The sequence below is a fragment of the Methylorubrum sp. Q1 genome (assembly GCF_004683995.1).
In the GTDB taxonomy this organism is placed as follows: domain Bacteria; phylum Pseudomonadota; class Alphaproteobacteria; order Rhizobiales; family Beijerinckiaceae; genus Methylobacterium.
In genome coordinates this window covers 147,448-171,864 of the sequence record NZ_SRHQ01000008.1, presented here as the reverse complement: position 1 = coordinate 171,864, position 24,417 = coordinate 147,448, and the positions used below count along the sequence as shown (strand labels likewise).

23 protein-coding genes are annotated in these 24,417 nt (G+C 68.5%); 7 read left to right on the top strand and 16 right to left on the bottom strand.

Features of this window, described 5'->3' with window-relative positions:
• Positions 1-8: 8 nt before the first annotated feature.
• The 5 genes from mltG to fabD all read right to left on the bottom strand — a co-directional run bounded on the left by mltG (position 9) and on the right by fabD (position 5,358).
• Positions 9-1,424, bottom strand: coding sequence for an endolytic transglycosylase MltG (mltG, locus tag E4V01_RS10225; protein ID WP_060768366.1), 1,416 nt, complete (start codon positions 1,422-1,424; stop codon positions 9-11).
• A gap of 247 nt (positions 1,425-1,671) precedes the next feature.
• Positions 1,672-2,934, bottom strand: coding sequence for a beta-ketoacyl-ACP synthase II (fabF, locus tag E4V01_RS10220; RefSeq protein WP_003599984.1), 1,263 nt, complete (start codon positions 2,932-2,934; stop codon positions 1,672-1,674).
• Between the two features lie 138 nt (positions 2,935-3,072).
• The gene (locus E4V01_RS10215) at positions 3,073-3,309 is read right to left on the bottom strand and encodes an acyl carrier protein (protein WP_003599981.1); all 237 of its coding nucleotides are present in this window, start codon (positions 3,307-3,309) and stop codon (positions 3,073-3,075) included.
• Between the two features lie 263 nt (positions 3,310-3,572).
• On the bottom strand, positions 3,573-4,313 hold the full coding sequence (gene fabG / locus E4V01_RS10210; protein ID WP_012605587.1) for a 3-oxoacyl-[acyl-carrier-protein] reductase: 741 nt from the start codon (positions 4,311-4,313) through the stop codon (positions 3,573-3,575).
• Positions 4,314-4,425: 112 nt separating this feature from the next.
• Complete coding sequence (gene fabD / locus E4V01_RS10205) at positions 4,426-5,358, bottom strand: ACP S-malonyltransferase (protein ID WP_135298270.1); 933 nt, start codon at positions 5,356-5,358, stop codon at positions 4,426-4,428.
• A gap of 345 nt (positions 5,359-5,703) precedes the next feature.
• Between fabD and E4V01_RS10200 the strand changes: the two genes are divergently transcribed.
• Positions 5,704-6,033 (top strand): hypothetical protein, encoded by a 330-nt coding sequence (locus E4V01_RS10200; protein WP_135298269.1) that lies wholly within the window; start codon positions 5,704-5,706, stop codon positions 6,031-6,033.
• Positions 6,034-6,188: 155 nt separating this feature from the next.
• Here E4V01_RS10200 and E4V01_RS10195 read toward each other — a convergent pair whose 3' ends face one another.
• Both E4V01_RS10195 and E4V01_RS10190 read right to left on the bottom strand, forming a co-directional pair.
• Complete coding sequence (locus tag E4V01_RS10195) at positions 6,189-7,373, bottom strand: pyridoxal phosphate-dependent aminotransferase family protein (protein ID WP_135298268.1); 1,185 nt, start codon at positions 7,371-7,373, stop codon at positions 6,189-6,191.
• 363 nt (positions 7,374-7,736) lie between these two features.
• Positions 7,737-8,771, bottom strand: coding sequence for a hypothetical protein (locus tag E4V01_RS10190; RefSeq protein ID WP_060772110.1), 1,035 nt, complete (start codon positions 8,769-8,771; stop codon positions 7,737-7,739).
• A gap of 346 nt (positions 8,772-9,117) precedes the next feature.
• On the opposite strand from E4V01_RS10190, the gene E4V01_RS25665 reads away from it, so the two are divergent.
• Complete coding sequence (locus E4V01_RS25665; protein WP_193763184.1) at positions 9,118-9,282, top strand: hypothetical protein; 165 nt, start codon at positions 9,118-9,120, stop codon at positions 9,280-9,282.
• Positions 9,283-9,338: 56 nt separating this feature from the next.
• On the opposite strand, the gene E4V01_RS10185 is transcribed toward E4V01_RS25665, so the two are convergent.
• Complete coding sequence (locus E4V01_RS10185; RefSeq protein WP_135298267.1) at positions 9,339-10,703, bottom strand: RsmB/NOP family class I SAM-dependent RNA methyltransferase; 1,365 nt, start codon at positions 10,701-10,703, stop codon at positions 9,339-9,341.
• An 89-nt stretch (positions 10,704-10,792) separates the two neighbouring features.
• On the opposite strand from E4V01_RS10185, the gene E4V01_RS10180 reads away from it, so the two are divergent.
• Complete coding sequence (locus E4V01_RS10180; protein ID WP_060768361.1) at positions 10,793-11,020, top strand: DUF1674 domain-containing protein; 228 nt, start codon at positions 10,793-10,795, stop codon at positions 11,018-11,020.
• A 49-nt stretch (positions 11,021-11,069) separates the two neighbouring features.
• Here the strand turns inward: E4V01_RS10180 and E4V01_RS10175 are convergent, their stop codons facing one another.
• Positions 11,070-11,840, bottom strand: a complete 771-nt coding sequence (locus E4V01_RS10175; protein WP_003604954.1) for an NAD kinase — start codon at positions 11,838-11,840, stop codon at positions 11,070-11,072.
• Positions 11,841-11,945: 105 nt separating this feature from the next.
• Between E4V01_RS10175 and cutA the strand changes: the two genes are divergently transcribed.
• Positions 11,946-12,269, top strand: a complete 324-nt coding sequence (cutA, locus tag E4V01_RS10170; RefSeq protein ID WP_060768360.1) for a divalent-cation tolerance protein CutA — start codon at positions 11,946-11,948, stop codon at positions 12,267-12,269.
• 79 nt (positions 12,270-12,348) lie between these two features.
• Here cutA and E4V01_RS25660 read toward each other — a convergent pair whose 3' ends face one another.
• The gene (locus E4V01_RS25660; protein ID WP_193763183.1) at positions 12,349-12,510 is read right to left on the bottom strand and encodes a hypothetical protein; all 162 of its coding nucleotides are present in this window, start codon (positions 12,508-12,510) and stop codon (positions 12,349-12,351) included.
• A 133-nt stretch (positions 12,511-12,643) separates the two neighbouring features.
• Here E4V01_RS25660 and E4V01_RS26155 point away from each other — a divergent pair, with 133 nt between their 5' ends.
• Positions 12,644-13,321 (top strand): PilZ domain-containing protein, encoded by a 678-nt coding sequence (locus tag E4V01_RS26155; RefSeq protein WP_245517494.1) that lies wholly within the window; start codon positions 12,644-12,646, stop codon positions 13,319-13,321.
• Positions 13,322-13,597: 276 nt separating this feature from the next.
• Positions 13,598-15,076 carry a glucose-6-phosphate dehydrogenase gene (gene zwf, locus E4V01_RS10160; RefSeq protein ID WP_060768358.1) on the top strand — a complete coding sequence of 493 codons (1,479 nt, stop codon included), beginning with the start codon at positions 13,598-13,600 and terminating at the stop codon, positions 15,074-15,076.
• Between the two features lie 35 nt (positions 15,077-15,111).
• Here the strand turns inward: zwf and rocF are convergent, their stop codons facing one another.
• From rocF to E4V01_RS10140, 4 genes are all read right to left on the bottom strand, one after another.
• A complete protein-coding gene (rocF, locus tag E4V01_RS10155; RefSeq protein WP_135298266.1) occupies positions 15,112-16,038 on the bottom strand; it encodes an arginase in 927 nt (308 codons plus the stop codon).
• Between the two features lie 280 nt (positions 16,039-16,318).
• Positions 16,319-18,679, bottom strand: a complete 2,361-nt coding sequence (locus E4V01_RS10150; RefSeq protein ID WP_135298265.1) for a PAS domain-containing sensor histidine kinase — start codon at positions 18,677-18,679, stop codon at positions 16,319-16,321.
• A 185-nt stretch (positions 18,680-18,864) separates the two neighbouring features.
• Positions 18,865-21,501 carry an aminopeptidase N gene (pepN, locus tag E4V01_RS10145; protein ID WP_135298264.1) on the bottom strand — a complete coding sequence of 879 codons (2,637 nt, stop codon included), beginning with the start codon at positions 21,499-21,501 and terminating at the stop codon, positions 18,865-18,867.
• 78 nt (positions 21,502-21,579) lie between these two features.
• Positions 21,580-22,488, bottom strand: coding sequence for a hypothetical protein (locus E4V01_RS10140; RefSeq protein WP_135298263.1), 909 nt, complete (start codon positions 22,486-22,488; stop codon positions 21,580-21,582).
• A gap of 425 nt (positions 22,489-22,913) precedes the next feature.
• Here E4V01_RS10140 and E4V01_RS10135 point away from each other — a divergent pair, with 425 nt between their 5' ends.
• Positions 22,914-23,354, top strand: coding sequence for a VOC family protein (locus E4V01_RS10135; protein WP_135298262.1), 441 nt, complete (start codon positions 22,914-22,916; stop codon positions 23,352-23,354).
• A gap of 46 nt (positions 23,355-23,400) precedes the next feature.
• On the opposite strand, the gene E4V01_RS25655 is transcribed toward E4V01_RS10135, so the two are convergent.
• Together E4V01_RS25655 and E4V01_RS10130 are read right to left on the bottom strand one after the other, a co-directional pair.
• On the bottom strand, positions 23,401-23,565 hold the full coding sequence (locus E4V01_RS25655; protein WP_193763182.1) for a hypothetical protein: 165 nt from the start codon (positions 23,563-23,565) through the stop codon (positions 23,401-23,403).
• Between the two features lie 115 nt (positions 23,566-23,680).
• A complete protein-coding gene (locus E4V01_RS10130; protein ID WP_135298261.1) occupies positions 23,681-24,190 on the bottom strand; it encodes a hypothetical protein in 510 nt (169 codons plus the stop codon).
• Positions 24,191-24,417 lie beyond the last annotated feature (227 nt).

The following is a 24,417-nucleotide window of genomic DNA, read 5'->3' as shown; positions in this document are numbered from 1 at the left end:
CTTTGCCGTTACGGGTTGCGGAGTGCCGGCACCGTCTTCGGTGAGCCGAGGTCGTAGGTCTTGTTGCGCAGGGGATCGAGCCGGGTCCCCTCCGAGGCGTCGAAGGCCTTCGGGCGCGGGCCTCCCGCACCGCCATCGGTGGCGCCGTCGAGCGCGAAGGCCGAGTTCGAGCCCGGCGCATAGGCCGAGGCGCGGCCGGGAGCGGTGCCGGGCTGGCCAGAGGGCTGCACGGCATTGGGCTCGGCGGTGTTCGGATCGACCTTGTCGACGGCGCCCGGATCCGCCGGCTGCGATTGCTGGCGGGACCGCTCGACCTGCCGCCAGCGCGTGACGTTGCGCTGGTGACCCTCCAGCGTGTCGGCGAAGGCGTGGCCGCCGGTGCCGTCGGCGACGAAGAACAGATCCTTGGTGCGCGACGGGTTGGCGACCGCCTCCAGAGCCGCGCGGCCGGGATTGGCGATCGGGCCGGGCGGCAGGCCCTCGATCACGTAGGTGTTGTAGGGGGTCGCCCGCTCGATTTCCGAGCGCATGATGCCGCGCCCGAGGGTGCCGCGCCCACCGACCAGGCCGTAGACGATGGTCGGATCGGATTGCAGTTTCATCCGCTTCTGCAGCCGGTTGACGAACACGCCCGCGACCCGCGGGCGCTCGTCGGCGCGGCCGGTCTCCTTCTCGACGATGGACGCCAGCGTCACCATCTCGGCCGGCGTCTTGACCGGCACTTCGGGGCTGCGACGCTGCCAGATCTGGTTCAGCACCTCGCGCTGCTTGGCACGCATCAGGTTGAGGATCTGCTGGCGGGTGGCGCCGCGTTCGAACTTGTAGGTGTCGGGAAGAAGCGAGCCCTCGGGCGGCGTCTCGGCGATTTCGCCCGAGAGGATGTCGTTGTCCCCGAGCCGGGCCACGATCTGCTCCGAGGTCAGGCCCTCGGGGAAGGTGATCGCGTGCTGGACCTGACGCCCGTTGGTCAGGGTCTCGATCGTGTCCTTCACGCTCGCATGGGCCTTGAACATGTACTCGCCATGCTTGAGCGGCCCCTTGCCGCCGAATCGGGCGGACATCTCGAACAGGCTCGGATGCTCGATCACACCTTCACGGGCGAGGATGCTGGCGATGTCCGATGTCCCGCTGCGGCTGGGAATCACCACGACCTTGTCGGCGGAGAGCGGCCCCGGCTCGGAGGTCTGGCGATTGAGCAGGGTCAGGCCGATCAGGGCGCCGAGTGCGAGGACGACACCGAGGGTGAGGAACCCGCTGATGGTGGCGAGCAGGCCGCCGCGGCGGCGCTCAGGCTTCTCGGGCGGGGGCGGGGCGACGGTGGGCTTGATGGCCTCGCTCGGGCTGCGCGGCGACGGCCGGTTCGGCAGCGACGGCTCCTCGGAAGCGGGCGGCGGAGACGGCGGCTCTTGTCGTCTGCGAAACATCCGGAATCCTGCTGTGGCCCTACGCGAAGGTCCGTCCAGAGCCTTCCGCGCCGGTCGCTCGACCCGAGGGCCGAGCGCGCGACGCCGCGGCACGATGGACGAAGCCTCGCGTGTCTCTCACGAAACGCTCGCTCGTGGACCGGGCGTTTTGCGAGGCAGTGTAAGCAGTTTTGTGGCGAAATGGCGTTGTCTGCGGCAGAGCCGCCGCACCCGACGCGCGTTCAGACCGAAGTTGCCAAGTCTGTCGTCACGCGACCCGGCGCATCAGCAGCGAGGCATTGGTGCCGCCGAAGCCGAACGAGTTCGACAGAACCGTGTCGACGCGCTTGCGCTTGGCCTCGTGCGGGATGAGATCGATCGCGGTCTCGACCGACGGATTGTCGAGGTTCAGCGTCGGCGGCATGACGCCGTCGCGGATGGCGAGCACGGAGAAGATCGCTTCCACCGCCCCGGCCGCGCCGAGCAGATGGCCGATGGCCGATTTCGTGGACGACATCGATGCCTTGGAGGCGGCATCGCCGAGCAGGCGCTCGACGGCCTTCAGTTCCAGCTCGTCGCCGAGCGGCGTCGAGGTGCCATGCGCGTTGATGTAGTCGATCTCGGACGGGTCGATCCCGGCCCGCTTCACCGCCGCCTTCATGCAGCGGTAGCCGCCGTCGCCGTCCGGGGCCGGCGAGGTGATGTGGTAGGCGTCGCCCGAGAGGCCGTAACCGATCACCTCGGCGTAGATCTTGGCGCCGCGCGCCTTGGCGTGCTCGTACTCTTCCAGCACGACGATGCCCGCGCCTTCGCCCATGACGAAGCCGTCGCGGTCGCGGTCGTAGGGCCGGGAGGCCTTGGTCGGCTGGTCGTTGAAGCCGGTCGAGAGCGCGCGGCAGGCGGCGAAGCCCGCCAGCGACAGCCGGTTGACCGGTGCCTCGGTCCCGCCGGCCACCATCACGTCGGCGTCGCCTAGCGCGATCAGCCGCGAGGCGTCGCCGATGGCGTGCGCGCCGGTGGAGCAGGCGGTGACGACCGCGTGATTCGGGCCCTTCAACCCATGCTGGATCGAGACCTGCCCCGAGGCGAGGTTGATGATTCGGCCGGGAATGAAGAAGGGCGAAATGCGCCGCGGACCCTTCTCGTGGAGGGTCACGGAGGCGTCGTAGATCGTGCCGATGCCGCCGATGCCCGAACCGATCAGGACGCCGCTGGCCTCCTGATCCGCGTCGGATTTCGGATGCCAGTCGGCATCGTCGAGCGCTTGGCCGGCGGCGGCCATGGCGTAGACGATGAAAGGATCGACCTTGCGCTGCTCCTTGGCCTCCATCCACAAATCGGGATTGAAGGTGCCGTTGGAGCCGTCGCCGAAGGGCAGCGTGCAGGCGATCCGGCACGCGAGGTCGTCGGTCTGGAACGCGGTGACCGCGGAGGCTCCGCTGTCACCGGCGATGAGGCGGCTCCAGGTATGCTCGACGCTGCCACCCAGCGGCGAAACCATCCCCAGCCCCGTGATCACCACCCGCCGCATTGCCCGATCCCAACCGATCCGCTTGAGTCCCTAAAGGACGCTTTTGCCCTGAAGGACCGTTCCGTCCCGCAGGGCGCTTGGTTCAAAACGTGACGGCGCGCGGGGCCTCATCGACCCCGCCCGCACGAGCCCACCGCCTCAGGCGGAGTTCTTCTCCAGGAACTTGATCGCGTCACCGACCGTTTGAATGGTCTCGGCCGCGTCGTCCGGAATCTCGACGTTGAACTCCTCCTCGAACGCCATCACCAGCTCGACGGTGTCGAGGCTGTCGGCGCCGAGATCGTCGATGAAGTTGGAGGCCTCGGTGACCTTCTCAGGCTCGACGCCCAGGTGCTCGACGACGATCTTCTTCACGCGCTCGGCGATATCGCTCATCGTTGTTGGTCCTCGTCTTCTCGATCGTGATGGTGTGTGCTTCTGACGAAAGCGCCGTGGCCGCCTCACCCACTTCGGGGCTTGTTCTGGACGGCCGGTGTTCGATCGCGCGTGGTTTGGAAAAAGCCGCAACCCGCTGAACCGTCAACTCCCCTGCACGGCTGAGCCGGGTGTTAACACAGGGTTTCAGCTCTGGCGAGTGGCGGTTCAGAAAGCGTTCATCGCCGTGGTTTTCCGGTTGGAACACCTCTTTGTGGACATTCTCAGTACATCGCCATGCCGCCATTGACGTGCAGCGTTTGGCCCGTCACGTAACCCGCTTCTTCCGAGGCGAGATAGACTGCGGCGGCGCCGATTTCGGCGCCCGTGCCGAGTCGGCCGGCGGGTACGCGGGTGAGAATCGTCTCGCGCTGCTTCTCGTTGAGCGCGTCGGTCATCGCGGAGCTGATGAAGCCGGGCGCGATGCAGTTCACCGTGATCCCGCGCGTCGCGACCTCGGCTGCCAGGGCCTTGGTCATGCCCACCAGCCCGGCCTTGGCCGCCGCGTAGTTGCCCTGGCCCGGATTGCCGGTCGCGCCGACGACCGAGCCGATGCCGATGATACGGCCGTAGCGGCGCTTCATCATCCCTCTGAGCGCGGCCCGCGAGAGCCGGAAGGCGGCGGTCAGGTTGACGTTGAGCACCGCCTCCCATTCCTCGTCTTTCATCCGCATGAAGAGGTTGTCGCGGGTGATGCCGGCGTTGTTGATCAGGATGTCGAGGCCGCCGAGCGCTGATTCGGCAGCCGGAAGCAGAGCCTCCACCGCCTCCTTGTCGGCAAGGTTGGCCTCAACCACCGCGACGCGCTCGCCGCCGAGTTCCGCCGCCAGCTCGTCGAGCACCGCGCGGCGGGTGCCGGACAGCGCGACGTGGGCGCCCTGCGCGTGCAGCGCCCGGGCGATCGCACCGCCGAGTCCGCCGGTCGCGCCGGTGACGAGGGCCTTGCGGCCGGTGAGGTCGAACATGATGTCGGCTCTTCTGGTCGTCGTGGAAATTCGGAGTGCCTCGTAAAGCGCCCGATCGTTGATCGCCGCCCCTCCGGGTCCGACGGCGCATCGGGCGTTTCGTGAGAGACGCTCAGGCGTAGGCGGCGACGTCGTCGGGGGTGCCGACCGCGCTCGCGGTCGCGTTCGGTGCAATCCGCTTGACGAGGCCGGTCAGCACCTTGCCGGCGCCGAGTTCGAAGAAGCGATCGACGCCCGCCTCGGCCATGGCGGCGACGCTCTCGCTCCAGCGCACGGTGCCGGTGACCTGGGTAATCAGCGCATTGCGGATCGCGTCCGGCTCGGTGAGCGGGCCGGCGGTGACGTTGGCATAGACCGGCACGGCGGGGGCGTGCATCGGCACCTCGGCCAGCGCCCGGCGCATCGCTTCGGCTGCGGGCGCCATCAGCGCGCAATGGAACGGGGCGGAGACGTTGAGGAGCACCGCGCGGCGCACGCCGCGGCTCTGCGCCAGCGCCATCGCCCGTTCCACCGCCTCCCGGTGGCCGGAGAGCACGACCTGCCCCCCACCGTTGTCGTTGGCGACATCGCAGACCAGACCCTCCGCCGCCTCGCCGGCGATGTCGCGGGCGGTGGCGAGGTCGGGCCCGATCAGCGCGGCCATCGCGCCGATGCCCGGCGCGACAGCCCGCTGCATCGCCTCGCCGCGAATCCGCAGCAGGCGGGCGGTATCGGAGATCGAGAAGGTGCCGGCGGCGGCAAGCGCCGAATATTCACCGAGGGAATGGCCGGCGACGAAGGCGGCATCGCGCGTGAGATCCAGGCCGCGCTCGGCCTCGAGCGTGCGCAGCACGGCGAGGCTCGCTGCCATCAGCGCCGGCTGAGCGTTGGCCGTCAGCGTCAGCTCGTCGGACGGACCCTCGAACATCAGGCGCGAGAGGTTCTGGCCGAGCGCCGCATCGACCTCCTCGAACACCTGCCGGGCGGCCGGAAACGCTTCGCTCAGCGCCTTGCCCATGCCGACGGCCTGGCTGCCCTGACCCGGAAAAATGAACGCTCGCGTCATGTCGTCCCGTCGCCGTGGCGCCGGAACGAATGCACCGGCGGATCGGTGTCCCGTCCGATGTCACGCGGTACCGTCGCAGTCACGAGAGGGACTGGCAGTACCCGGATCGTCGGGAGCGCCGTTTAAGGTGCGGCGCAGTCGCATCACGTGCGGCGAGTGTCAACAATGCGCTGCACAAGATCAGATCGGCGGAAAAGCCAAGCTCGACCACGGAATCACGTGCCCGATCACGGTCGAGCTTGGCCTGCGCCCTCGAACATTATCGATGTCGCGACCAGAACCGGGTTCATTTCCGCGCATTGATCGAAAGGCCCTCGCTTGGACGGGCCCTGCGAGACACACCCCATGTTCCGCACGATCTATCCCCAGGAGGCGGTCGGGCACGCCCATGCCCTGATCGGCGCCTACGAGACCGCCCATGCCGGGCTCGCCCGGATCTCGCACGAGTTCCGCCGCGACCTGTGCGTCACCCTGGACAGACTCGGTCCCGGCGCGGCGCCCTATCTGCGGGCCGTCCGCAGCGATCTCGAAGATCGCACCTCGGCGGCGCGTGCGACGTGGCCGCTCTGGATCGACCGGCTCACCGACCCGATGATCGATCGCCGCCTGATCGCGTCCCGTGCGCTGCTCGATGCCGTCGAGAGCGAAGCCGACGCCCGTGGGATGATTCTCTGACGATTCCGTCCCGAAGCCTTGGTGGCCGGTTTCGGGGGACGGCGTTCCCGGCGCCGTTCGACCGGGGCCGGGGCGTAGCGTACCTCACAAGACTTCCGATCTCTGGCCGTTCTTTCTCTGGCGATGACGGCGCAGCGGGAATTTTTTGAGAGACACTAAGCGGCGACGCGCAGGCTCGGCCGGCGCGAGCGCTCGGCGAGATCGGCGCGCGCCCGGTCCAGCGCCTCGGCGACGCCGAGGGCGGCTCGTGCGATCTCCGCATCGGAGTGCTCGGCGGTGACGTGCATCCGCAGGCGGCTGGCCTCGGCTGACGCGGTGAGATCGACCAGCAGGCCTAGTTCGATCAGGCGCGGTGCGGCAAGGCGGGCGAGTTCGCCGGAGCCGATCGCGACGGAGACGCTGGTGCAGGGCTCGCCGCAGACGGTCAGCGCCCGCTCCCGCAGGGCCGTACGCAGGTTCAGCACGTTGCGCATCAGCCGGGCGCGGCGTTCACACCCGTCGGCCTCGTCGAGGATGGCGAAGGCCTTGAGGATCACCGCGATCTGAATCGGCGAGAGGGCCTGCGCTTCGGCCTCGGCGGCCCGCAGACAGGCCGTGACCGCGCGGGTGCGGGCGGCGACGAAGCCGCCGTTCGAGGCGAAGCTCTTCGAGAAGCTGCCGGTGACCAGATCGGCCTTGCCCAGCATGTCCTGAAGGCCGAGATGGCCGCGCCCGTCCTCGCCGAGACAGCCCAGATCTTGGGTGACGTCGACGAGGAGGGTTGCGCCGTACTCGTCACAGAGCGTGCGCAGGGCGGCGAGGTCCGGCGTGCCGGAATCGAGCGGCGACAGGCTCTCGGTCACGACGAGGATGCCGTTCTCGGCGTCGCGCGCCCGGATGGCCCGGAGCCGGGCGCGGCAATGCCCGGCATCGAGATGGCGGAACGGGTGGAGGTTTGCGGTGGCGGCCTCGGCACTCTCCCGGAGGCCGCTCCGGATGGCGGCATCGATCACCACGTGGTCCGTCGAGCGCACGAGGCCGCGGATGACGGTGCGGGCCGCGGCACGGCCGGTCGCGCAGAGCAGAGCCTCCTCCATCTGAAGGAAGTCGGCGATCCGGCGCTCCAACGCCACCGAATCACCGGCCTCGGCCGCGGCGCAGACGCTGCGCACGCCGAAGCGGCGCAGGGTGTCGGCGGCGGTGGCCACGATGTCCGGGTGGGTCGAGAGGCCGAGGCAATCCTGCGAGGCGAAGTCGAGCCCACGGAGGGGGCGGTCGCCGAACGAGGCGGCCTTCGGGAGAAGGTGGGTGCCGTCCGTGCGATCGCGGTCCGTCGCGTCGGTCTGTTCACGATGTCTCATGCCATCCCGTCCGATGCCGCGTCGATCTCGAGATCCGACTTTCGCCGGTGGCGGCTTGCCATCGGGTTAAACGGCAACGGTCCAGAGGAAATGCATCGGCGCGTATTTAACGAAATGCTTCTTTCGCCATTTCGAACTGATCGCCGATTTCCCGCTTCAGTGTCCAGATGAAGGGGGCGACGGCCCGGCTAAACTTATCGAAACGTGAATCCAGCCTGCCGGAAATCTTTCGCAAACCATTTTGGCGCGGCTGGGACGGGCTGCTCCCCTCGTCGATGGTGAATGCCGCCGCCCTCGAACGGTTTGGGGCGCCCCCTTGTTCAAGGGGCGCCCCCGAGCGTCGTGATCGGGTTCCGCGTCGGATCAGATCACCGGAAGCCCCGTCATGCTCGCGCCGATCCTGTAGCCGTCGCCGAAGAGGGCTTCGTGCGCGAAGTAGTAGACGCCGAGGAACAGCATCAGCGCACTGGCATAATAGACCGGCGTCAGAATGACGTCCCGGCGGGTGGCGGGGACCCGGGCGTCGTCGGCGGCGATGGCGATCAGGACCGCGATGATGCCCGAGTGCCCGATGGCGTCGATCTTGCCGAATTCGAAGATGGCCGAGATGAAGACCGCCGTCAGGATGATCGCCGAGGCGCGGCGCACCAGGGGCGTCCAGATCAGGGCGAAGGCCAGCGTGAACTCGATGATGCCGGCGGCCTGCATGAAGAGTTCCGGCGAGGCGCCCATCGTCATGGCCGGCTTGGCGGCGATGAGCGGGTCGGTCCAGTGCGGGTAGGCCCACTTCTCGACCGAGGCCCACATCAGGGTGATCGCGGCGGCGATGCGTACCACGTCGATCGGGCGCTGGCCGAACAGGTCGCGGTCCAGGGCGGTCAGGGCGAGGAAGGCGGCCACGCCGAGGAACACCGGATAATCGGCAAGGTGGAAGACGCCGTAGTTCCAGACGGCGAAGCCGAAGAGGAACACGATGCCGGCGGCGGTGAAGGGGAGGGTGCGCTTCCAGAGGAGCCCGGCGGCCATGGCGAGCTGGAGCCACGGGATCCAGGCGACATCGGTCTTCAGCTCCGGCGTCAGGATGATGCCGCCGAGGTTCCAGAGCGAGACGAGGAAGAAGCCGACCACCGCCCGCACGATCAGGCCGCTGTTGACCCGAGCGAAGGCAGTCACGCGGTCCAGCGCGTTGAGGAGCGCGGTGCCGAGCGGCGTGCCCTCCATGAGACAGCCGGCCATCAGGCAGACGAGCGCCAATCCGGTGAGAAGCTCGAAGTCGGTGCAGAGGACCTGTTCGAGGCCCCGGGGCTGCCCGGCGACATCGAACGCACAAAACCATTTGACGTGGGCGCTGGCCGCCCCCGTCCCGAAAATCAGGAAGCCTGCTGCGCCTGCAAGCATGAGAGGAGAGCGCACCCAGAAGCTGGACACGTGAGACATGGAGCCGCCGAAACGGGAGGGAAGTTCGTTGTGCAGGAAAAACTTAACGCAATCCGATGGGTCGCGCTAAGGCTTTGTTTACCCACTTGAACGAATGGTTAACGGGGATTGTGTAACAAAGGTTATGCAACCTCGGGGCGCCGAATTCGCTTTGCCGGCGCGTCGTTTTCCCAGGGGGTTCGGCTAACCTGTGGAGAACGGGGGTAGCGGGGATGCCCGGCAGCGCGGCAGGCGCGTTAACGCCATCGAAGGCCGTGTTGAGGACGGCTGGACCGGCGCCGCGCTGGTCGCTCGATCGGGATAAGGAATGATTGCACTGCTCAGCCTGGTCAGCCTGACCTGCGGCCTCGCTCTCGCCGGACAGGCGCCGCGCTTTCCCGGCTGGACGGCCCGGATGGAGATGGCCGGCGGGCTCTCGCTCGTGACGGGTCTCGCCACGGTCGGCGCCGGCCTAGGAGCCTATTGCGGCTGAGCCGTGCCTGAGCCCGGACCACGGGAGGACCGGATCACAGGATCACACGTCCGGGTTCAATCGCGCCGCCTCAGAAGGCTCGCGAAGAACCCGTCGAGGCCACCCGCCCGCCCGGTGCCGCCCACGACGTGACTCGGTAAGGTGCGCAGATCGCCCGATGCGTCGATCAGCTCGGCATGGCCGGACAACCGGTCGGGCGTGATCGCGATCCGCTCGAAGTCCGGATTGCGGGCCAGGAACGCCGTGACCTGCGCGCTGCCTTCCTCGGGCTCAAGGGAGCAGGTGCAGTAGACCAAGCGACCGCCGGGGCGCGTCAGCCGCGCGGCCTTGTCGAGCAGGCGGCGTTGCAGGCCGGCCAAGCGGATCACGTCCGCCTCGCTCTTCGTCCAGACGACATCGGGATGGCGGCGGATGGTGCCGGTCGCCGAGCAGGGCGCATCGAGCAGCACCGCGTCGAAGGGCGCGTCCTCCGGCAAGGCGAGGGCATCGGCGGTGACCACCTCGGCGGAAAGGCCGAGGCGTTCGAGGTTCCGACCGAGGCGTTCGAGCCGCATGGCCGAACGGTCCACCGCCGTGACCACCGCGCCTGCGGCGGCCATCTGGGCCGTCTTGCCGCCGGGCGCCGCGCACAGATCGACGACGCGCTCGCCCGAGACAGGCGCCAGCAGCCGCACCGGCAGCGCGGCGGCGGCATCCTGCACCCACCATGCGCCCTCCGCGTAGCCGGGAAGCTCGGCCACCGCCTGCCGCACCTCGGCGAGCCGTACCGATCCGAGATCGAGCCGGATTCCCCCGAGCCGTTCGGCCCAGGTCTCGGGATCGTTCGGAACCGTGAGATCGACGGCCGCGCCTTCGAGATGCGCGACGGCGATCCGGCGCGCGGCCTCCTCGCCATAGGCGGCCCGCCAGCGCCGGGCGAGCCAGTCCGGGGTGTTGTGGGCGAGCGGATCGCTCTCCTGCTCCCGGATCGCGTCTCGCTCGCGTGCGATCCGGCGCAGAACGGCGTTGACGAGGGGCACGAGGTGCTGGAGCTGCGGATCGGCTTTCGCGAGGCGCACCGAGAGATCGACGGCGGCGTGGTCGGCCACCGCCAGATCGAGGATCTGCGCCGCACCCGTTACGAGCAAGGCGAGAAGGTGGGGCCGGTCTTCCGGCAAGCCGTCCCGCAGGCGGGCGGCGAGCGCCGCCCGGATGAAGCCGAGGCGGCGGAAGCTCGCCGTGGCGATTGCCCGAGCAAGCGCGGCTTCCCCCGCATCCAACCCCGCCCCGCGGGCGGCCTGGGCGAGCGCGTCCTCGAGCGCGAGGCCGCGGGCGGGCCCGAGCAGGGTCGCCACCGCTTCCCGCGCCGCGTGGCGCGCCGCGAGGCCGGGAACCGACGGGTCGAAGGGGGGCGGCGGGCGGCGGTTGGGGGTCGGTGCCACGCGTAAAGGGCCGTTCTGGTCTAAAAGGGATCGGCGGGGTCTCGCCCCGGAGCCGACGCAGTCACATCTGTCGGCGAGGGATGCAAGCAATGAAGGAGATCGGCATGACGCAGGCGAATGCCAAGGAGAAGGACGCGGCCTCGCGCGCCCTTTCCCCGGCGGCACAGCGCGCGCTGGCGGAAGCGGCTGAGCGGCGGGCGGCGATTGACGCCCGCGCGGCCAAGATTGCCGAGCGGCCCGAAACGCTGGGGCGCGGCGGCCTGGAGCCTGTCCGCTACGAGGACTGGGAAGTGAAGGGCCTCGCCAGCGACTTCTGACCGGACGCCGACCCGGGTCCCTCGAAGGACATGCGGCCTCGGGAGCGAATCAACCGAACTGCTCGCGCAGAATGCGCTCTTCCAGGCTGTGGCCGGGGTCGTGCAGCAGCACGAGATCGGTGGCGTGGTCGAGCCATGTCTCCACGGTGCAGACCCGGCGGAACTCGGTGTGGTCGGCCACCGCCGCCACGGGGCGGTGTTCGGCGTCGATGACGTCGATGCGGATGCGCGCGTGGTTCGGCAGCAACGCGCCACGCCAGCGCCGGGGCCGGAAGGCCGAGATCGGCGTCAGCGCCAGGAGATGCGCGTTGAGCGGCAGGATCGGGCCGCCGACCGAGAGGTTGTAGGCAGTCGAGCCCGCGGGCGTCGCGGCGAGGATGCCGTCGGCGATGAGTTCCGGCAGGCGCACATGGTCATCCACCGAGACCCGCAGCTTCGCCGTCTGGTGGGTCTGGCGCAGCATGTAGACCTCGTTGATCGCCCGCGCCGTGTGGCTGTTCCCCTCGGTGTCGGTGGCGATCATCGTCATCGGGTGGATCGTCGAACGCTTGGTCGCCTCCAGCCGTTCGAGCAGGCCTTCTTCCCGGAACTCGTTCATCAGGAAGCCGACCGTGCCGCGGTTCATGCCGTAGATCGGCTTGGGCGCGTCCATGAAGCGGTGCAGCACCTGAAGCATCAGGCCGTCGCCGCCGAGCGCGACGACGACATCCGCCTCCTCGGGCGAGACGTGGTCGTAGCGGCGCATCAGCAGGTCCGCCGCCTCCCGCGCATCGGCCGTGGGGCTCGCCACGAAGGCGATCCGTGAAAAGCGACGCGGCATCCGTGCTGTCAGCCCTGTTGACGGGAAGAGGCCGAGCCGGTCTCACTCGGGGTTCGAGCCGACCACCCGCGAACGGGCGCCGGCCTGCCGAGGGAGAGCCATAGCATGGAGCGACCGCTCCTCGTCTACACGACCTTTCCCGATGCCCCGACCGCGCTCGACGTCGGGGAAGCCCTCGTGCGCGCCCGCCTCGCGGCCTGTGTGAACGTGATCCCGGGGATGCAGTCGGTCTATGCCTGGAAAGGCGCGGTCGAGCGCGGCACGGAGGTCGTCGCGATCTTCAAGACTCGAGAGGGCCGGGCCGACGCCCTGGCGGCGGAACTGAAGCGGCGTCACCCCTACGAAACCCCGATCATCCTGCATCTGCCGGTCTCGGGAGCCGACCCGGATACGGCGGCCTGGATCGCGTCGGAAACCGGCCCCGGCTGATCGAGCCGATTCGACCCGTTATGCAAAAGGCGCGGACCCCGTCGCCGGAGCCGCGCCCTTGTGACGACGCTCGAGCGCTTCAGGCGCCGAGGAGGGGTGAGAACGCGCGCTGCCGGTGAGCGATGCTCGCCTCGTAGCGCTCGGCCTGCAGCCTCGTCAGGCCCGAGACCAGGGCCATCGACCCGCGATAGACGGTGTAGGTGCCGTCATGAGTCGGTTTCACGCGAATGAGCTCGGACATGGGACCTCTCCCTGCCAGGGGTCAACTTCGAACGCGTTACGATGGGGGCAGGTTAATCGGTTGTTCATGTCTTGCAAGCCGCTTTGAGCTTCGCGTTGGACAATATTTTTGTTGCGCTGCAAGAAGAGCCGACTTGTTCTGCAGTGCGGCTGCGGCCGCCGAACATAAAATCGATTTCATTCCGAATTCCTTCGCCAGCTTGGCCCCACATGCGGTGGGCGGCAGCATTCGTGGTGCGCATGGTGTCGGGCGCTGTGCGTCCTCGATGGATGTCGGGTTTTGGCGCAGCGAAATGCGGGCCGTCGGCGGAGGTCTGTCGCGGTGCAAATGTTGCATCAACACTTTGCCTGTATGGTCGGCTTCAAGAAGCCTTATGCCATGGGTCCCCATGCCGGATTCCCAGACCCAGATCGCCGATCTCCCCTTCGAGCTGACAACCGACGACGAAGCGGCGCTTATCGCGCGGCGTGAGGAGCGGACGTCCACGAACTGGATCGCGCTCATCCGGCTGTTCGACGGCACCGAGATCCCCTGCAACGTCAAGGATATCTCAAAATCCGGGGCCAAACTCGGCGTGCCCGCGGCGTATGAACTGCCGGCCTCGTTCATGATCAGAATTATCGGCCGGGACTTCGTGCTGAGGGTCAATCTCGCATGGCGGCAGGGCAATTACGCAGGCGTGCGCATCGAGCGCATCGCCAAGCTGCCGGTCGCCGAAGAGAAGAAGCCACCGGCCGACGAGCCGGCTTCGAAGTCGAACCCGAATTACAGCTCCATCGGCACGCGCCGCAGCCGCCTCTCGCCCGGGTGAGACGATGGCGCTACGAGCGGGCGTTGGGGGGCGCGCTTCTGCGGACCCGGAGAGACGCACCGTGGCGTTGACCCTCCGGTTCAAAGGTCTCGGCTCGTTTGTTCGGCAGCGCCCTTGCAAGGCGTCGCCATGAACCGATAACCCACCGTGCCGGAGGCTTCCGAGATTCAGCAACCTCTCGGGTGCGAGCCGCGGGGCCGCAGGAGCCGTTTCTGCCGCCGACCGGCACTTCGAATCCCGCGCGAAACAATCCTGCGCGAAACATGGGAGCCGCGCTTGGCCACCATCATCCCCGTCTCGCCCTTCGATTACGTCGTGTTCGGCGCGACCGGCGACCTGACGCAGCGCAAGCTCCTGCCGGCCCTCTATCAACGCTATCGCGATGCTCAGATCCCCGAGACGAGCCGCATCATCGGCGCCTCGCGCAGCCACATGAGTGTGGAGGAGTTCCGGGAGCACGCCCGCGATGCCCTGAAGAGCTTCGTGCCGCCGGCCGAGATCGACGATGCACGCCTCGCCGGCTTCCTCGATCACCTGTTCTACGTGGCGGTCGATGCCCTGGGCGATGAGGGCTGGGACGACCTCAAGAGCCTGCTCGACGAACGCCCCGACCGGATCCGGCCCTACTATCTCGCCACCTCGCCCGATCTCTACGGCTCGATCTGCCGCAGCCTCGACCGTTACGGGCTGATCGGTGAGAACAGCCGCGTCGTGCTCGAAAAGCCGATCGGCAAGGACCTGAAATCGGCCCGCGCCATCAACGACGCCGTCGGCGCGGTGTTTCCCGAGAGCCAAATCTTCCGCATCGACCACTATCTCGGCAAGGAGACGGTGCAGAACCTGCTGGCCCTGCGCTTTGCCAACACGATCTTCGAGCGGCTCTGGAACGCCGACGTGATCGACCACGTGCAGATCACGGTGGGCGAGACGGTCGGCGTCGAGGGGCGCGGCGGCTACTACGACACCTCCGGTGCCCTGCGCGACATGGTGCAGAACCATATCCTCCAGCTCCTCTGCCTCACGGCGATGGAGAGCCCGATCTCGCTCGACGCGAACTCCGTGCGGGACGAGAAGCTGAAGGTGCTGCGCGCCCTCAAACCCATCACCGCCGCCGACGTGCAGAGCGTGACCGTGCGGGGGCAGTACGTGGCGGGCGCGGTCAGCGGCAGGCCGGTGGAGGGCTACCACACCGACCTCGGCAACAGTGCCGCGAGCCGCACCGAGACCTTCGTCGCCCTCAAGCTCGAAGTGCGCAGCGGGCGCTGGGCGGGGGTGCCGTTCTACGTTCGCACCGGCAAGCGCCTGCCGAAGAAATTGTCCGAGATCGTGGTGCAGTTCCGCGCCTCGCCCTTCTCGATCTTTCCGACGGACGCCTTCGGGCGCGAGCCGAACCGCCTCGTCATCCGGCTCCAGCCGGAGGAGGGGATGAAGCTCGAAGTGATGACCAAGGATCCGGGCCCCGGCGGCATGCGCCTGCGCCCGACCAATCTCGACATCTCGTTCGAGGAGACGTTCAAGCAGCGCTACCCCGACGCCTACGAGCGCTTGCTGATGGACGTGGTGCGCGGCAACGCCACCCTGTTCATGCGCCGCGACGAGGTGGAGGTGGCCTGGGCCTGGGCCGACACCTTGCTCAAGGCCTGGGCCGACCGTCCAGACCCGCCGCGCCCCTACGCCGCCGGAAGCTGGGGACCGACCGCCTCGATCGCGCTGATCGAGCGCGACGGCCGTACTTGGCATGAGGAAATCGGCTGACGCCGAATCGGCATGAGAGGATCGGCTGAGGCCGGTCACGCCTCCAGCGGCGGCTCGGTCGGCCGGTCGATGATGCGGCGGCCGAACAGGCTCGCCACCAGCTCGACGAGCGCCCGGGCGCTGCGCCCGCGCTCGTCGAGAAAGGGGTTCAGCTCCACCACGTCGAGGGAGCCGACCAGCTCCGAATCGCACAGCATCTCCATGATGAGATGCGCCTCGCGGAACGTTGCCCCGCCCGGCACCGTCGTGCCGACGCCCGGCGCGATGGCAGGGTCGAGGAAGTCCACGTCGAAGCTGACATGCAGGTGGCCGTTCGCGGCCGCGACCCGATCGAGGATGCGGCGCAGCGGCGCGACTACGCCGAACTCGTCGATGGTCCGCATATCGATGACGTTCACCTGCCGCTGCGCGACGATGGCCCGCTCGCCGGCATCGATCGAGCGCAGGCCGAACAGGTGAATGCGCCGCGGATCGAGCAACGGGCGTTCGCCTCCGTCGAAGAGGTCGTCGAAACCGGGCTCGCCGCACAGGGCGGCCAGCGGCATGCCGTGCACGTTGCCGGAGGGCGATGTCTCCAAGGTGTTGAAGTCGGCATGGGCGTCGAGCCACAGCACGAAGACCGGCCGCCCGCTGCGGCCGCAATGGCGTAGCGCGCCATCGATCGAGCCGAGCGACAGACTGTGGTCGCCGCCTGCCACGAGCGGCAGGCTTCCGCCGTCCAGGGCCGTTTCCACCGCCCGCGAGATCTCGGTCATCCAGGCGCGGATCGCGGGGAGGTCGCGCTGGCCCGGCGCGCAATCGGGCGCGAGATCGCCCTGGTCGCGGACTGTGAAGCCCAGATCCCGAATCACCCGCAGCAATCCGGCGGTGCGCAGGGCCGCCGGGCCCATCACGGCTCCGGGCTCGCTCGTTCCGATCTCGATCGGTGCGCCGATGAGGTCGATGGTGGACGGTGCGGGCATGGAGGCTTCCGGTAGAGCAGGACGGGTCGGAGTCTTCGCCGGACCGGGCGTGGCAATACGGCTGCGCCACGCCCGGCCGATGCCCTTTTGTCTTACGAGCAGGGAAAAGGTGCCAAGGGCGGGCCAAATCTCTCGAAGCGGACCCTCCGCCATGAAGACGACCGGACGATTACGGTCCGGCGTGGAGCCGGCCGATCTGCGGACCATCGGCGAGTTCGGGGTGAGGCGCCGCATCGACATCGCCCATCACGGGATCGCGACGTACCCGCCGGGCCGATCCTCAGAAGGCCGCGATTCGGTCGCCTTCAGCCCGGGGCATGCCGGCCATTTCGCCGATCGCCGCCAGCGTGTCCCGCTCGGCCTCCCGTGCGACCTCGGCGAGGCGCTCGGGCGTCGGCATCGGCAGGCGTACCAGCACCAGGGTGCCGATCCCTTCCTCGGAGCGGATGCGCAGCGACCCGCCATGCAGCTCCGCGGTGGAGCGGGCGATGGCGAGGCCGAGGCCGGAGCCCTTGTAGCTGCGAGTCAGGTTGGTCTCGACCTGCTCGAACGGCCGGCCGAGCTTGGAGATCGCCGTCTTCGGGATGCCGATGCCGGTATCAGCGATGAACAGGTGGACGAAGCTGTTGCAGGAGCGCCCGCGCAGGGCGACGCGCCCCCGCTCCGGGGTGAACTTCACCGCGTTCTGGATGATGTTGAGCAAGATCTGCTGGAGCGCCCGTTCGTCGGCCAGCACGTGCAGGGTGCCGGCGAGTTCGAGATCGATGGAGACGGATTTGCTCGTTGCCTCCTTGGCCACCAACGTCAACGCGGAGGCGAGGGCCGTGCCGAGGTTGATGTCGCGGCGCACGAGCTTCACCCGCTTCGCCTCGATGCGCGACATGTGGAGGATGTCGTCGATGACCGAGAGCAGGTAGGTGCCGCTCTGCTGGATGTCGCGGCAATAATCGGCGTAGCGGGGTGAGCCGAGCGATCCGTAGACCTCGCTCTCCATCAGCTCGGCAAAGCCCATGATGGCGTTGAGCGGCGTGCGCAGCTCGTGGCTCATATTGGCCAGGAACTCGGACTTGGCCTGATTGGCGATCTCGGCGCGGGCCTTCTGGTCGAGATGACGCTCGGCGAGGTCGGCGAGCTGCTGCGTCTGGGTTTCCAGGGTGCGACGGGACCGCTTGAGATCCTTCACCGTCTCGATCAGCTCGCGCTCCGACGTGACGAGCTGCTCCTGGTGGCGCTTGAGGCTCGTGATGTCGGTTCCGACCGAAACGTAACCGCCGTCCTTGGTCCGCCGCTCGCTGACCTGGAGCCAGCGTCCGTCCGTCAGTTCCACCTCGAAGGTGCGCGACGGGCCGCGTTCCGAACCCGGAATGCCCCGGCGCACGGGGGGGAGGGCGCCCCGTCCCATGATCTCATCGTAGCGGCGGCCGGGCACCGCATCCTCGCTGGCCAGCGCGTGCAGGTCGCGGAACTTCGAGTTGCAGAGCACCAGCCGGTTGCTGGCGTCCCACAGCACGAAGGCTTCGGAGACCGCCTCCACCGCGTCGCGCAGGCGCATGTCGGCGGTCGCGGTGAACTCGGCGAGGCGGCGTTGCTCGGTGACATCCATGGCGATGCCGACGAGATGGCGGCTGCCGTCGACCGCATCCTCGACGATCTCCGCGCGGGTGCGCAGCCAGATCCACCCGCCGGACGCGTCGCGGATGCGGAACTCGTGATCGACGGTCGCGTGGCTCGCGGCGAGGTGGCGGGCGAGGCTGTAGAGGTCACCGTCCTCGGCGTGCAGCAGGGCGTTCACGTCGCCGAAGGAGAGAAGATCCTTTTCCGGCGTGTAGCCGAGAAGGGCGTACATCGAGTCGGACCAGAAGATCGTGCCGCGGGCGATGTCCCAATCCCAGAGGCCGCAGCGGCCGCGACCGAGCGCCGTGTCGAGGCGCTGCTTGACGAGATCGCAGACCTCGTCCGCCGCCTGCGCCCGCTGCGTCTGCAGGATGTAGGCGGTGGCCATGCCCGCCAGCACCAGGCCGATGGCCGAGAGTGAGACCGCGTGGTGAGCGAACATCCGCCACCAGTTGTCGGCCAGCGGCTCGAACCTCTGGACGACCGCGACTTCGCCCATCCCGTCGGACAGGCGGCGGGCCGCGACGACCGCCTGACCGCCGGCCTGGAGATTCACCGTCATCGCCCCGGCGCTCTCGCCGAGGATGGCGATGGGCTCGCCCTCGGCGAGATACCCGGCGAAGGTTTCGGCCGGGGCGGGTGCGGGATAGGCGGCGCGAATCCGGCCGCCGGGGCCGATCACCAGAACCTCGCGGCCGGCCGGCAGAAGATGGACCGGCAGCACGCGCTCGAGCCGCGTCTCGGTGGCGGACGACGCGTTCGACAAGGCGAGCGCGGCGAGGCGCGCGAAGGCTTCGACCTCGCGGGTGGCCACGCGCATCGCCTCATCGTGGCGCCCGCGCATCTGCAGAGCCGCCACGCCCAGCAGCGTGAGCATGAAGACGACGAGCAGAGCCGGAAGCGCGTAGCGAAGCCACGTCTCCGCCCGGATGAGGCGGGCCTGGGCAGTGCCGGTCGTACGTTGGATCCCGAGGATCGTGTCCGCGCGTACGCGCGCGGACAGGGACGCGGACACCGCCCCCGACATATCGACACCTCTGCACTGTTTGGAAACTGCGCCTTGGCCTGAGCCGCGTCGGCTGCTTCGAATCGTATTCACAATGGACATCGCGGGCCGGCGTTTGTCCACGCCGTTTTTGGGGTGGAGAATTGACACCGTGCGGCCGGTGACGGCCGCACGGTGCCGAAACGCTTTCCTCAACAGACTCTTAACTAGCCGGCCAAGCTCCGCGTCCCGATATCGGTCACATCACGAGAAAGTCCGGGCGTGGCCGCGATGCGACGCAGGGCCGTCTCGGCCGCTGCCCGGCGCACCGGTTCCAGCCGCCGCCAGGGGCCGAAGGCGGTCATCAGGCGTGCAGCGACCTGCGGGTTTGTGCCGTCGAGCGCCAGCACGGTCTCGGCCACGAGGGCGTAGCCGGCCCCGTCCGCGCGGTTGAACTGGGTCGGGTTGGCGAGGCTGAAGCTGCCGACGAGGGAGCGCACCCGATTCGGGTTCGTATGGGCAAAGGCCGGGTGGCCCTGAAGGCGGCGGATGCGCGCCACCGTCCCGTCCTCGGGGATCATCGCTTGGATCGCGAACCACTTGTCGAGCACCAGCGGCTCGCTCGCGTAGCGCTCGGCAAAGGCGGACAGCGCCGCCTCCCGCGCCTCGCCCGGCAAGAGCGCGAGGGTGGCAAGCCCGGCGAGGCGGTCGGTCATGTTTGTCGCCCGCGCGATCTGCGCCTGCGCCAGAACCGTGCCGGCCTCCGGGTCGGCGGCGGCGATCAGGTCGAGGGCGGCGTTGCGCAGGGCCCGCCGCCCGGCTGCGGCCGCGTCGGGCGAGAACGGGGTACCCTCCGGCTCGGCCAGAGCCGCGCGGAGGCTCAGGAGTCGGTCCCGCAGGCCCGTGCCGAGGCGGCGGCGCAGATGGCGGCGCGCGGAAGAGATCGCGTCCGGATCGATCTCCGTTCCGATCTCGTCGGCGAGGTCGCCCTCGCTCGGCAGGGCCAGAACCTGTGCGGCGAAGGCAGGGTCGCGCAGGCCCTCCGCATCGAGGAACGCGCCGAGCGCGATGACGAAGTCGTCGGCGCCCGCATCCCCGGCCGTCTCGCCGCGCACCTGATCCGTCATGAGCCCGAGGGCGATGCGCTGGGCTGCCTCCCAACGGTTGAAGCTGTCGGGGTCGTGGCGCAGCAGGATCAGGCGCGCGTCGTCGTCGAGGGTGCTCTCGACGCGGACCGGGGCGGAGAACGCGCAAAACAGCGAGGGCACGGGTTCCGCGGCGACATTCTCGAAGGTCACGGCATCCTCGGCGGTCTCGAGCACGAACACGCCGTCCTCGACCCGCTCGGCGCAGGGGCCATCGAGCGGGCCATCCGGGCCGACGAGGCCGAGGCCGATCGGGATGACGAGGGGCGGCGCATCCGCCCCGGCGCCGGGGCGCGTCTGGCGGAAGGCGAGGCGGTAGGTCCGGGCCGCGGGGTCGTAGGTACCGGAGACGGCGACCCGCGGCGTGCCCGGCCGCTCGTACCATTCGGCGAAGCGCGAGAGGTCGCGGCCCGTCACCGCCGCGAAGGCGTCGAGGAAGTCCTCGACGGTGGCGGCCGTCCCGTCATTGTCGGCGAAGTAGCGGTCCATGCCGGCGCGGAACGCGGTCTCGCCGATCAGCGTGCGCAGCATCCGCACGATCTCGGCCCCCTTCTCGTAGACGGTCGCCGTATAGAAGTTGTTGATCTCGGCATATTGCTTCGGCCGCACCGGGTGGGCGAGCGGCCCGGCATCCTCCGGAAACTGGCGGGCGCGCAGGTTCCGCACCTCGGCGATCCGGTGGACGGCGCGCGAGCGCATGTCGGAGGAGAATTCCTGGTCGCGGAAGACGGTCAGGCCCTCCTTGAGGCAGAGCTGGAACCAGTCGCGGCAGGTGACGCGGTTGCCCGACCAGTTGTGGAAATACTCGTGGGCGATGATCGCCTCGATCGCCGCGTAGTCGCCGTCGGTCGCGGTCTCCGGGCTGGCGAGGACGTATTTGTCGTTGAAGATGTTGAGGCCCTTGTTCTCCATCGCCCCCATGTTGAAGTCAGAGACGGCCACGACGTTGAACACGTCGAGGTCGTAGGCGCGGCCGAACGCCGTCTCGTCCCAGGCCATGGAGCGTTCCACGGCGTCCAGCGCGTAGGCGGCGCGGTCCGCCTTTCCCGGCTCGACATAGACCGCGATCTCGACCGCGCGGCCCTCCATGGTGGTGAAGGGCTTGGCCACCCGGTCGAGCCGCCCGCCCACCAGGGCGAACAGGTAGGCGGGTTTGGGCAGCGGGTCGTGCCACACCGCGTAATGCCGGTCCGTCCCCGGCACCGCGCCCGCCTCGACCGGATTGCCGTTGCCGAGCAGGATCGGGGCAGCCTCCCGCTGCGCCTCGATGCGGGTGGTGTAGACCGACAGCACGTCGGGCCGGTCGAGGAAGTAGGTGATCCGCCTGAAGCCGTCGGCCTCGCACTGGGTGCAGTAGACGCCGTTGGAGCGGTAGAGGCCCATCAGCCGGGTGTTGGCGGTCGGGTCGAGCCGGGTCTCGATCCGCAGGGTGAACGGACGCTGCGGCGGCCTGTGCAGCGTCAGGCCCGAGGCATCGGCCCGGACGGCGTCCGGCGCCAGCGCCTGCCCGTCGAGTTCGAGCGCCAGGAGCGTAAGGTCGTCGCCGTCGAGAACGAGGGGGGCGCCCGCACGGCCCGCCGGGTTCGGGCGCAGCGCCAGGGTTGCGGTCACGCGGGTGTCGTGCGGATCGAGGTGCACGTCGAGTTCGACCCGGTCGATCAGGTGATCGCTCGGGCGGTAGTCTTCGAGGCGAACGGTCGTGGGCGTCTCGGTGCGCATCGGTCTGGGCTCGCCGTCGGGAAAAGCGTCCCGTCTTCTAGAGGCGATCCCTGCCGAGCGGAATCCGTCACGGATCGATCAGGCCGCCGGGACCGCCTGTCTTGCCTGATGCCGAAGAGCGAGCCGGTAGGTCAGGTCGCTCTGCGCCAGGCTGCCCGCGATGAAACGGTCGAACGCGGCGACCCAGTGGGGGGTGAGGTGGATGTAGGCGTTGCGCGGCCCCGAGCGGACGAGGAAATTCCGCTCCTGCGCAACGGTTAGAATGTTGCGCACATGGCTGCGGGAGACGGCGAAGCGCGGCGCGAGATGGACGAGATCCGATCCGCGGATGCGGCTTTCCGGGTCGCTGCCGCCCATCTCCGAGAGCGTCAGCAGGATGATCAGCGCGCTCGTGCTGCTGAGAAAGACGATGATCTCAAGGTTGCTCCACATCATGGCGATGATCGCGTCGAAGGCCGCGATGGCGGATCGGGCGTGGGCCGCCTGGAATCCCAAGTCGCGCCGCCGCGCTGGCTCGAAACCCGGATCGGGGTAGAGAACCTGGAGCGGTGCGTAGTGGGCGGCCTTCCACTCGCGATCCCAGGCCAGGAGTCGCTCGGTCGGAAACAGGAGGCGCACGCGGCTGTCCCCCGGCTGCTGCCGGAGTTCGAGATAGCCGGTCTGCACGAGGCGCGCGACGAAGCTGTCGATCAGCCTCGGGCTGGCGAAGCCGAAACGGGCGACCGTCTCCTTGAGCAGGCTCAGCGTCGGCCACGTCGCCCTGTCCGCCGGATCGTAAGCGGCATGCTGGCAGACGATGATGGCGAGGGTGGTCACCCGCCCGGCGTCTGCGCCGAACTGGGCGGGAAACATGCCGGCTTCGTAGACCTTGGCATGTTCCAAGACGAAGACACGGCGCGCCTCGGCAAAATCGGGATGGGCAAGGATCTGCTCGGGCATCGCGTGTCCGACCTCGCCGACCCCCGGGATGACCGAGCCGGCCCTCATGCGCCGTCTCCCGGTAGCCGCGCGTCTGATCGGACCATCATCGCAGGAGGGGACGAATCGACACTTTCCCGATGCAATTTTCGGAAGTGAAAGCTCTCGGGCGCCACAATATGGATGCGCGCCAAATCAGTTTCGGACGACTTTCTTATATTAATCAATGTCATTTAAATGTGATCTGATAAAAATACCAGTAGTGATCTTTAGCGAAGGCGACCGTATCGATCAATTGCAACAAGCAAGGCGCTTTATCAAATCTATGTTATTCGCCGGCGGTCCGCGTGAATCCGGCGGGCGGCGGCGGTCGAACGGCCGTTGCGCCGCCGCTGGCTCACAGGCCGCGCCGGGTCCTGATCGGCCGCCCCCCGTTGACGGGCGTGTGCGCCGGGCCAGATAGCCGGCCATCCCTGTCATCATCCGGTGTGGCCATGGAATACCTGCACACGATGGTTCGCGTGGCGGACCTCGACCGCGCGCTCGCCTTCTACGTCGATTCCTTCGGGCTCAAGGAGGTCCGGCGGGTCGAGAACGAGAAGGGCCGTTTCACCCTCGTCTTCCTCGCCGCTCCGGGGGATGTCGAGCGGGCCGAGGCGACGAAGTCGCCGCTGATCGAGCTGACTTACAATTGGGATCCGGAGACCTATTCCGGCGGGCGCAACTTCGGGCACCTCGCCTATCAGGTCGATGACATCTACGCCTTCTGCCAGCGGCTGAAGGATGCGGGCGTGACCATCAACCGGCCGCCGCGCGACGGGTACATGGCCTTCGTCCGCTCGCCCGACGGCATTTCCATCGAGATCCTGCAGAAGGGCGGAGCGAAGCCGCCGCAGGAGCCGTGGGCCTCCATGGAGAATACCGGAACCTGGTAGGTCCGGCGGGTGGGCGCCCGGGCTCGATGCCCCGGCGCCCGTCCGGTCAAACCGCGAGCTTGGGCGTGATGCCGAGTTCGGCGAGCTTGGCGCAGACTGCATCGACCGGCCGCTTCAGCCGAAGGCTGATGACGGAGACCGGTACGCCCTCGCGGGCCATGCTGCGCAGGCTCTGGACCGCGTCGAGGTTCCAGTGGGTATCGACCGACATGGCTTCCTCCTGTTTCTCAGGCGGCAAGTTTCTCAGGCGGCAAGGCGATCCGGCGAGACGTCCTGCGGATCGCTCCGCCGGAACGAGGTGGATCGCCGGGACGGGCGCGGCAACCTCACGCCGAACATCTGTGCATGCCCGCAAGTTGGGCGGTGCGAAGCGTCGGCCGGCTCTGGAGCGCCCCACGGAGCGGGACGCGCAGGCTCGAACGCTCCACGGCGAGGAATATGCTGCATCCCCCCACCACGGCGCCCGTCTCGTCGCGCAACGCCGTCGGGTAAGGCAGGAAGGCCATCCGGCTCCCATCCGGCCGTTCGAGGCCGATTTGGATGCCGCGCACCGCGCGCGCGCCTCGGAGGGTGATCGCCATCGGCGACAGGTCGTGCGGCAGCGGTGTGCCGTCCGCCTCGAACAGCCGCCAAGCCCCACACCAACGTGCCTTGCCGATCACGGGGCGGAACCCCCAGAGCTGTGCGGCAGCTTCGTTGTAGTAGGTCAGCCAGCCGTTGGAATCGGTGGTATAGAGTGGTGCGTCGATCTGCCGGAACAGATCGGCCCGCGACGGCTCATGGTTCCAGTCGGAATCGGGCGCGTCGAAATCGTAGGCGAAATCGTCCGTGTTCATCAGGCTCCCCATGACGTCCGGGCATTCGAAATGCCCGCTGCCAGCACTTCGTGCCCCCCTCTGTCATGGGTTCCTGGGGACCTCCCGGCGCCTCGGCCGGCTTGGAAGGTCCTTCGGAGCGGTGCCGGAGCGCCACCCTCCAGATCGTCCAACCCTTGCGGGATTGTGCCTCGAAGCTTCCGGGGGCGGTCGCTCCTCGACGCCATGAACGGCATATCGGGCCGAAC

What these genes read in the sequence shown, in the direction of transcription:
- mltG (WP_060768366.1), bottom strand. Translation starts at nt 1,424, where the DNA reads ATGTTTCGCAGACGACAAGAGCCGCCGTCTCCGCCGCCCGCTTCCGAG.
- fabF (WP_003599984.1), bottom strand. Translation starts at nt 2,934, where the DNA reads ATGCGGCGGGTGGTGATCACGGGGCTGGGGATGGTTTCGCCGCTGGGT.
- E4V01_RS10215 (WP_003599981.1), bottom strand. Translation starts at nt 3,309, where the DNA reads ATGAGCGATATCGCCGAGCGCGTGAAGAAGATCGTCGTCGAGCACCTG.
- fabG (WP_012605587.1), bottom strand. Translation starts at nt 4,313, where the DNA reads ATGTTCGACCTCACCGGCCGCAAGGCCCTCGTCACCGGCGCGACCGGC.
- fabD (WP_135298270.1), bottom strand. Translation starts at nt 5,358, where the DNA reads ATGACGCGAGCGTTCATTTTTCCGGGTCAGGGCAGCCAGGCCGTCGGC.
- E4V01_RS10200 (WP_135298269.1), top strand. Translation starts at nt 5,704, where the DNA reads ATGTTCCGCACGATCTATCCCCAGGAGGCGGTCGGGCACGCCCATGCC.
- E4V01_RS10195 (WP_135298268.1), bottom strand. Translation starts at nt 7,373, where the DNA reads ATGAGACATCGTGAACAGACCGACGCGACGGACCGCGATCGCACGGAC.
- E4V01_RS10190 (WP_060772110.1), bottom strand. Translation starts at nt 8,771, where the DNA reads ATGCTTGCAGGCGCAGCAGGCTTCCTGATTTTCGGGACGGGGGCGGCC.
- E4V01_RS25665 (WP_193763184.1), top strand. Translation starts at nt 9,118, where the DNA reads ATGATTGCACTGCTCAGCCTGGTCAGCCTGACCTGCGGCCTCGCTCTC.
- E4V01_RS10180 (WP_060768361.1), top strand. Translation starts at nt 10,793, where the DNA reads ATGAAGGAGATCGGCATGACGCAGGCGAATGCCAAGGAGAAGGACGCG.
- E4V01_RS10175 (WP_003604954.1), bottom strand. Translation starts at nt 11,840, where the DNA reads ATGCCGCGTCGCTTTTCACGGATCGCCTTCGTGGCGAGCCCCACGGCC.
- cutA (WP_060768360.1), top strand. Translation starts at nt 11,946, where the DNA reads ATGGAGCGACCGCTCCTCGTCTACACGACCTTTCCCGATGCCCCGACC.
- E4V01_RS25660 (WP_193763183.1), bottom strand. Translation starts at nt 12,510, where the DNA reads ATGTCCGAGCTCATTCGCGTGAAACCGACTCATGACGGCACCTACACC.
- rocF (WP_135298266.1), bottom strand. Translation starts at nt 16,038, where the DNA reads ATGCCCGCACCGTCCACCATCGACCTCATCGGCGCACCGATCGAGATC.
- E4V01_RS10150 (WP_135298265.1), bottom strand. Translation starts at nt 18,679, where the DNA reads ATGTCGGGGGCGGTGTCCGCGTCCCTGTCCGCGCGCGTACGCGCGGAC.
- pepN (WP_135298264.1), bottom strand. Translation starts at nt 21,501, where the DNA reads ATGCGCACCGAGACGCCCACGACCGTTCGCCTCGAAGACTACCGCCCG.
- E4V01_RS10140 (WP_135298263.1), bottom strand. Translation starts at nt 22,488, where the DNA reads ATGAGGGCCGGCTCGGTCATCCCGGGGGTCGGCGAGGTCGGACACGCG.
- E4V01_RS10135 (WP_135298262.1), top strand. Translation starts at nt 22,914, where the DNA reads ATGGAATACCTGCACACGATGGTTCGCGTGGCGGACCTCGACCGCGCG.
- E4V01_RS25655 (WP_193763182.1), bottom strand. Translation starts at nt 23,565, where the DNA reads ATGTCGGTCGATACCCACTGGAACCTCGACGCGGTCCAGAGCCTGCGC.
- E4V01_RS10130 (WP_135298261.1), bottom strand. Translation starts at nt 24,190, where the DNA reads ATGAACACGGACGATTTCGCCTACGATTTCGACGCGCCCGATTCCGAC.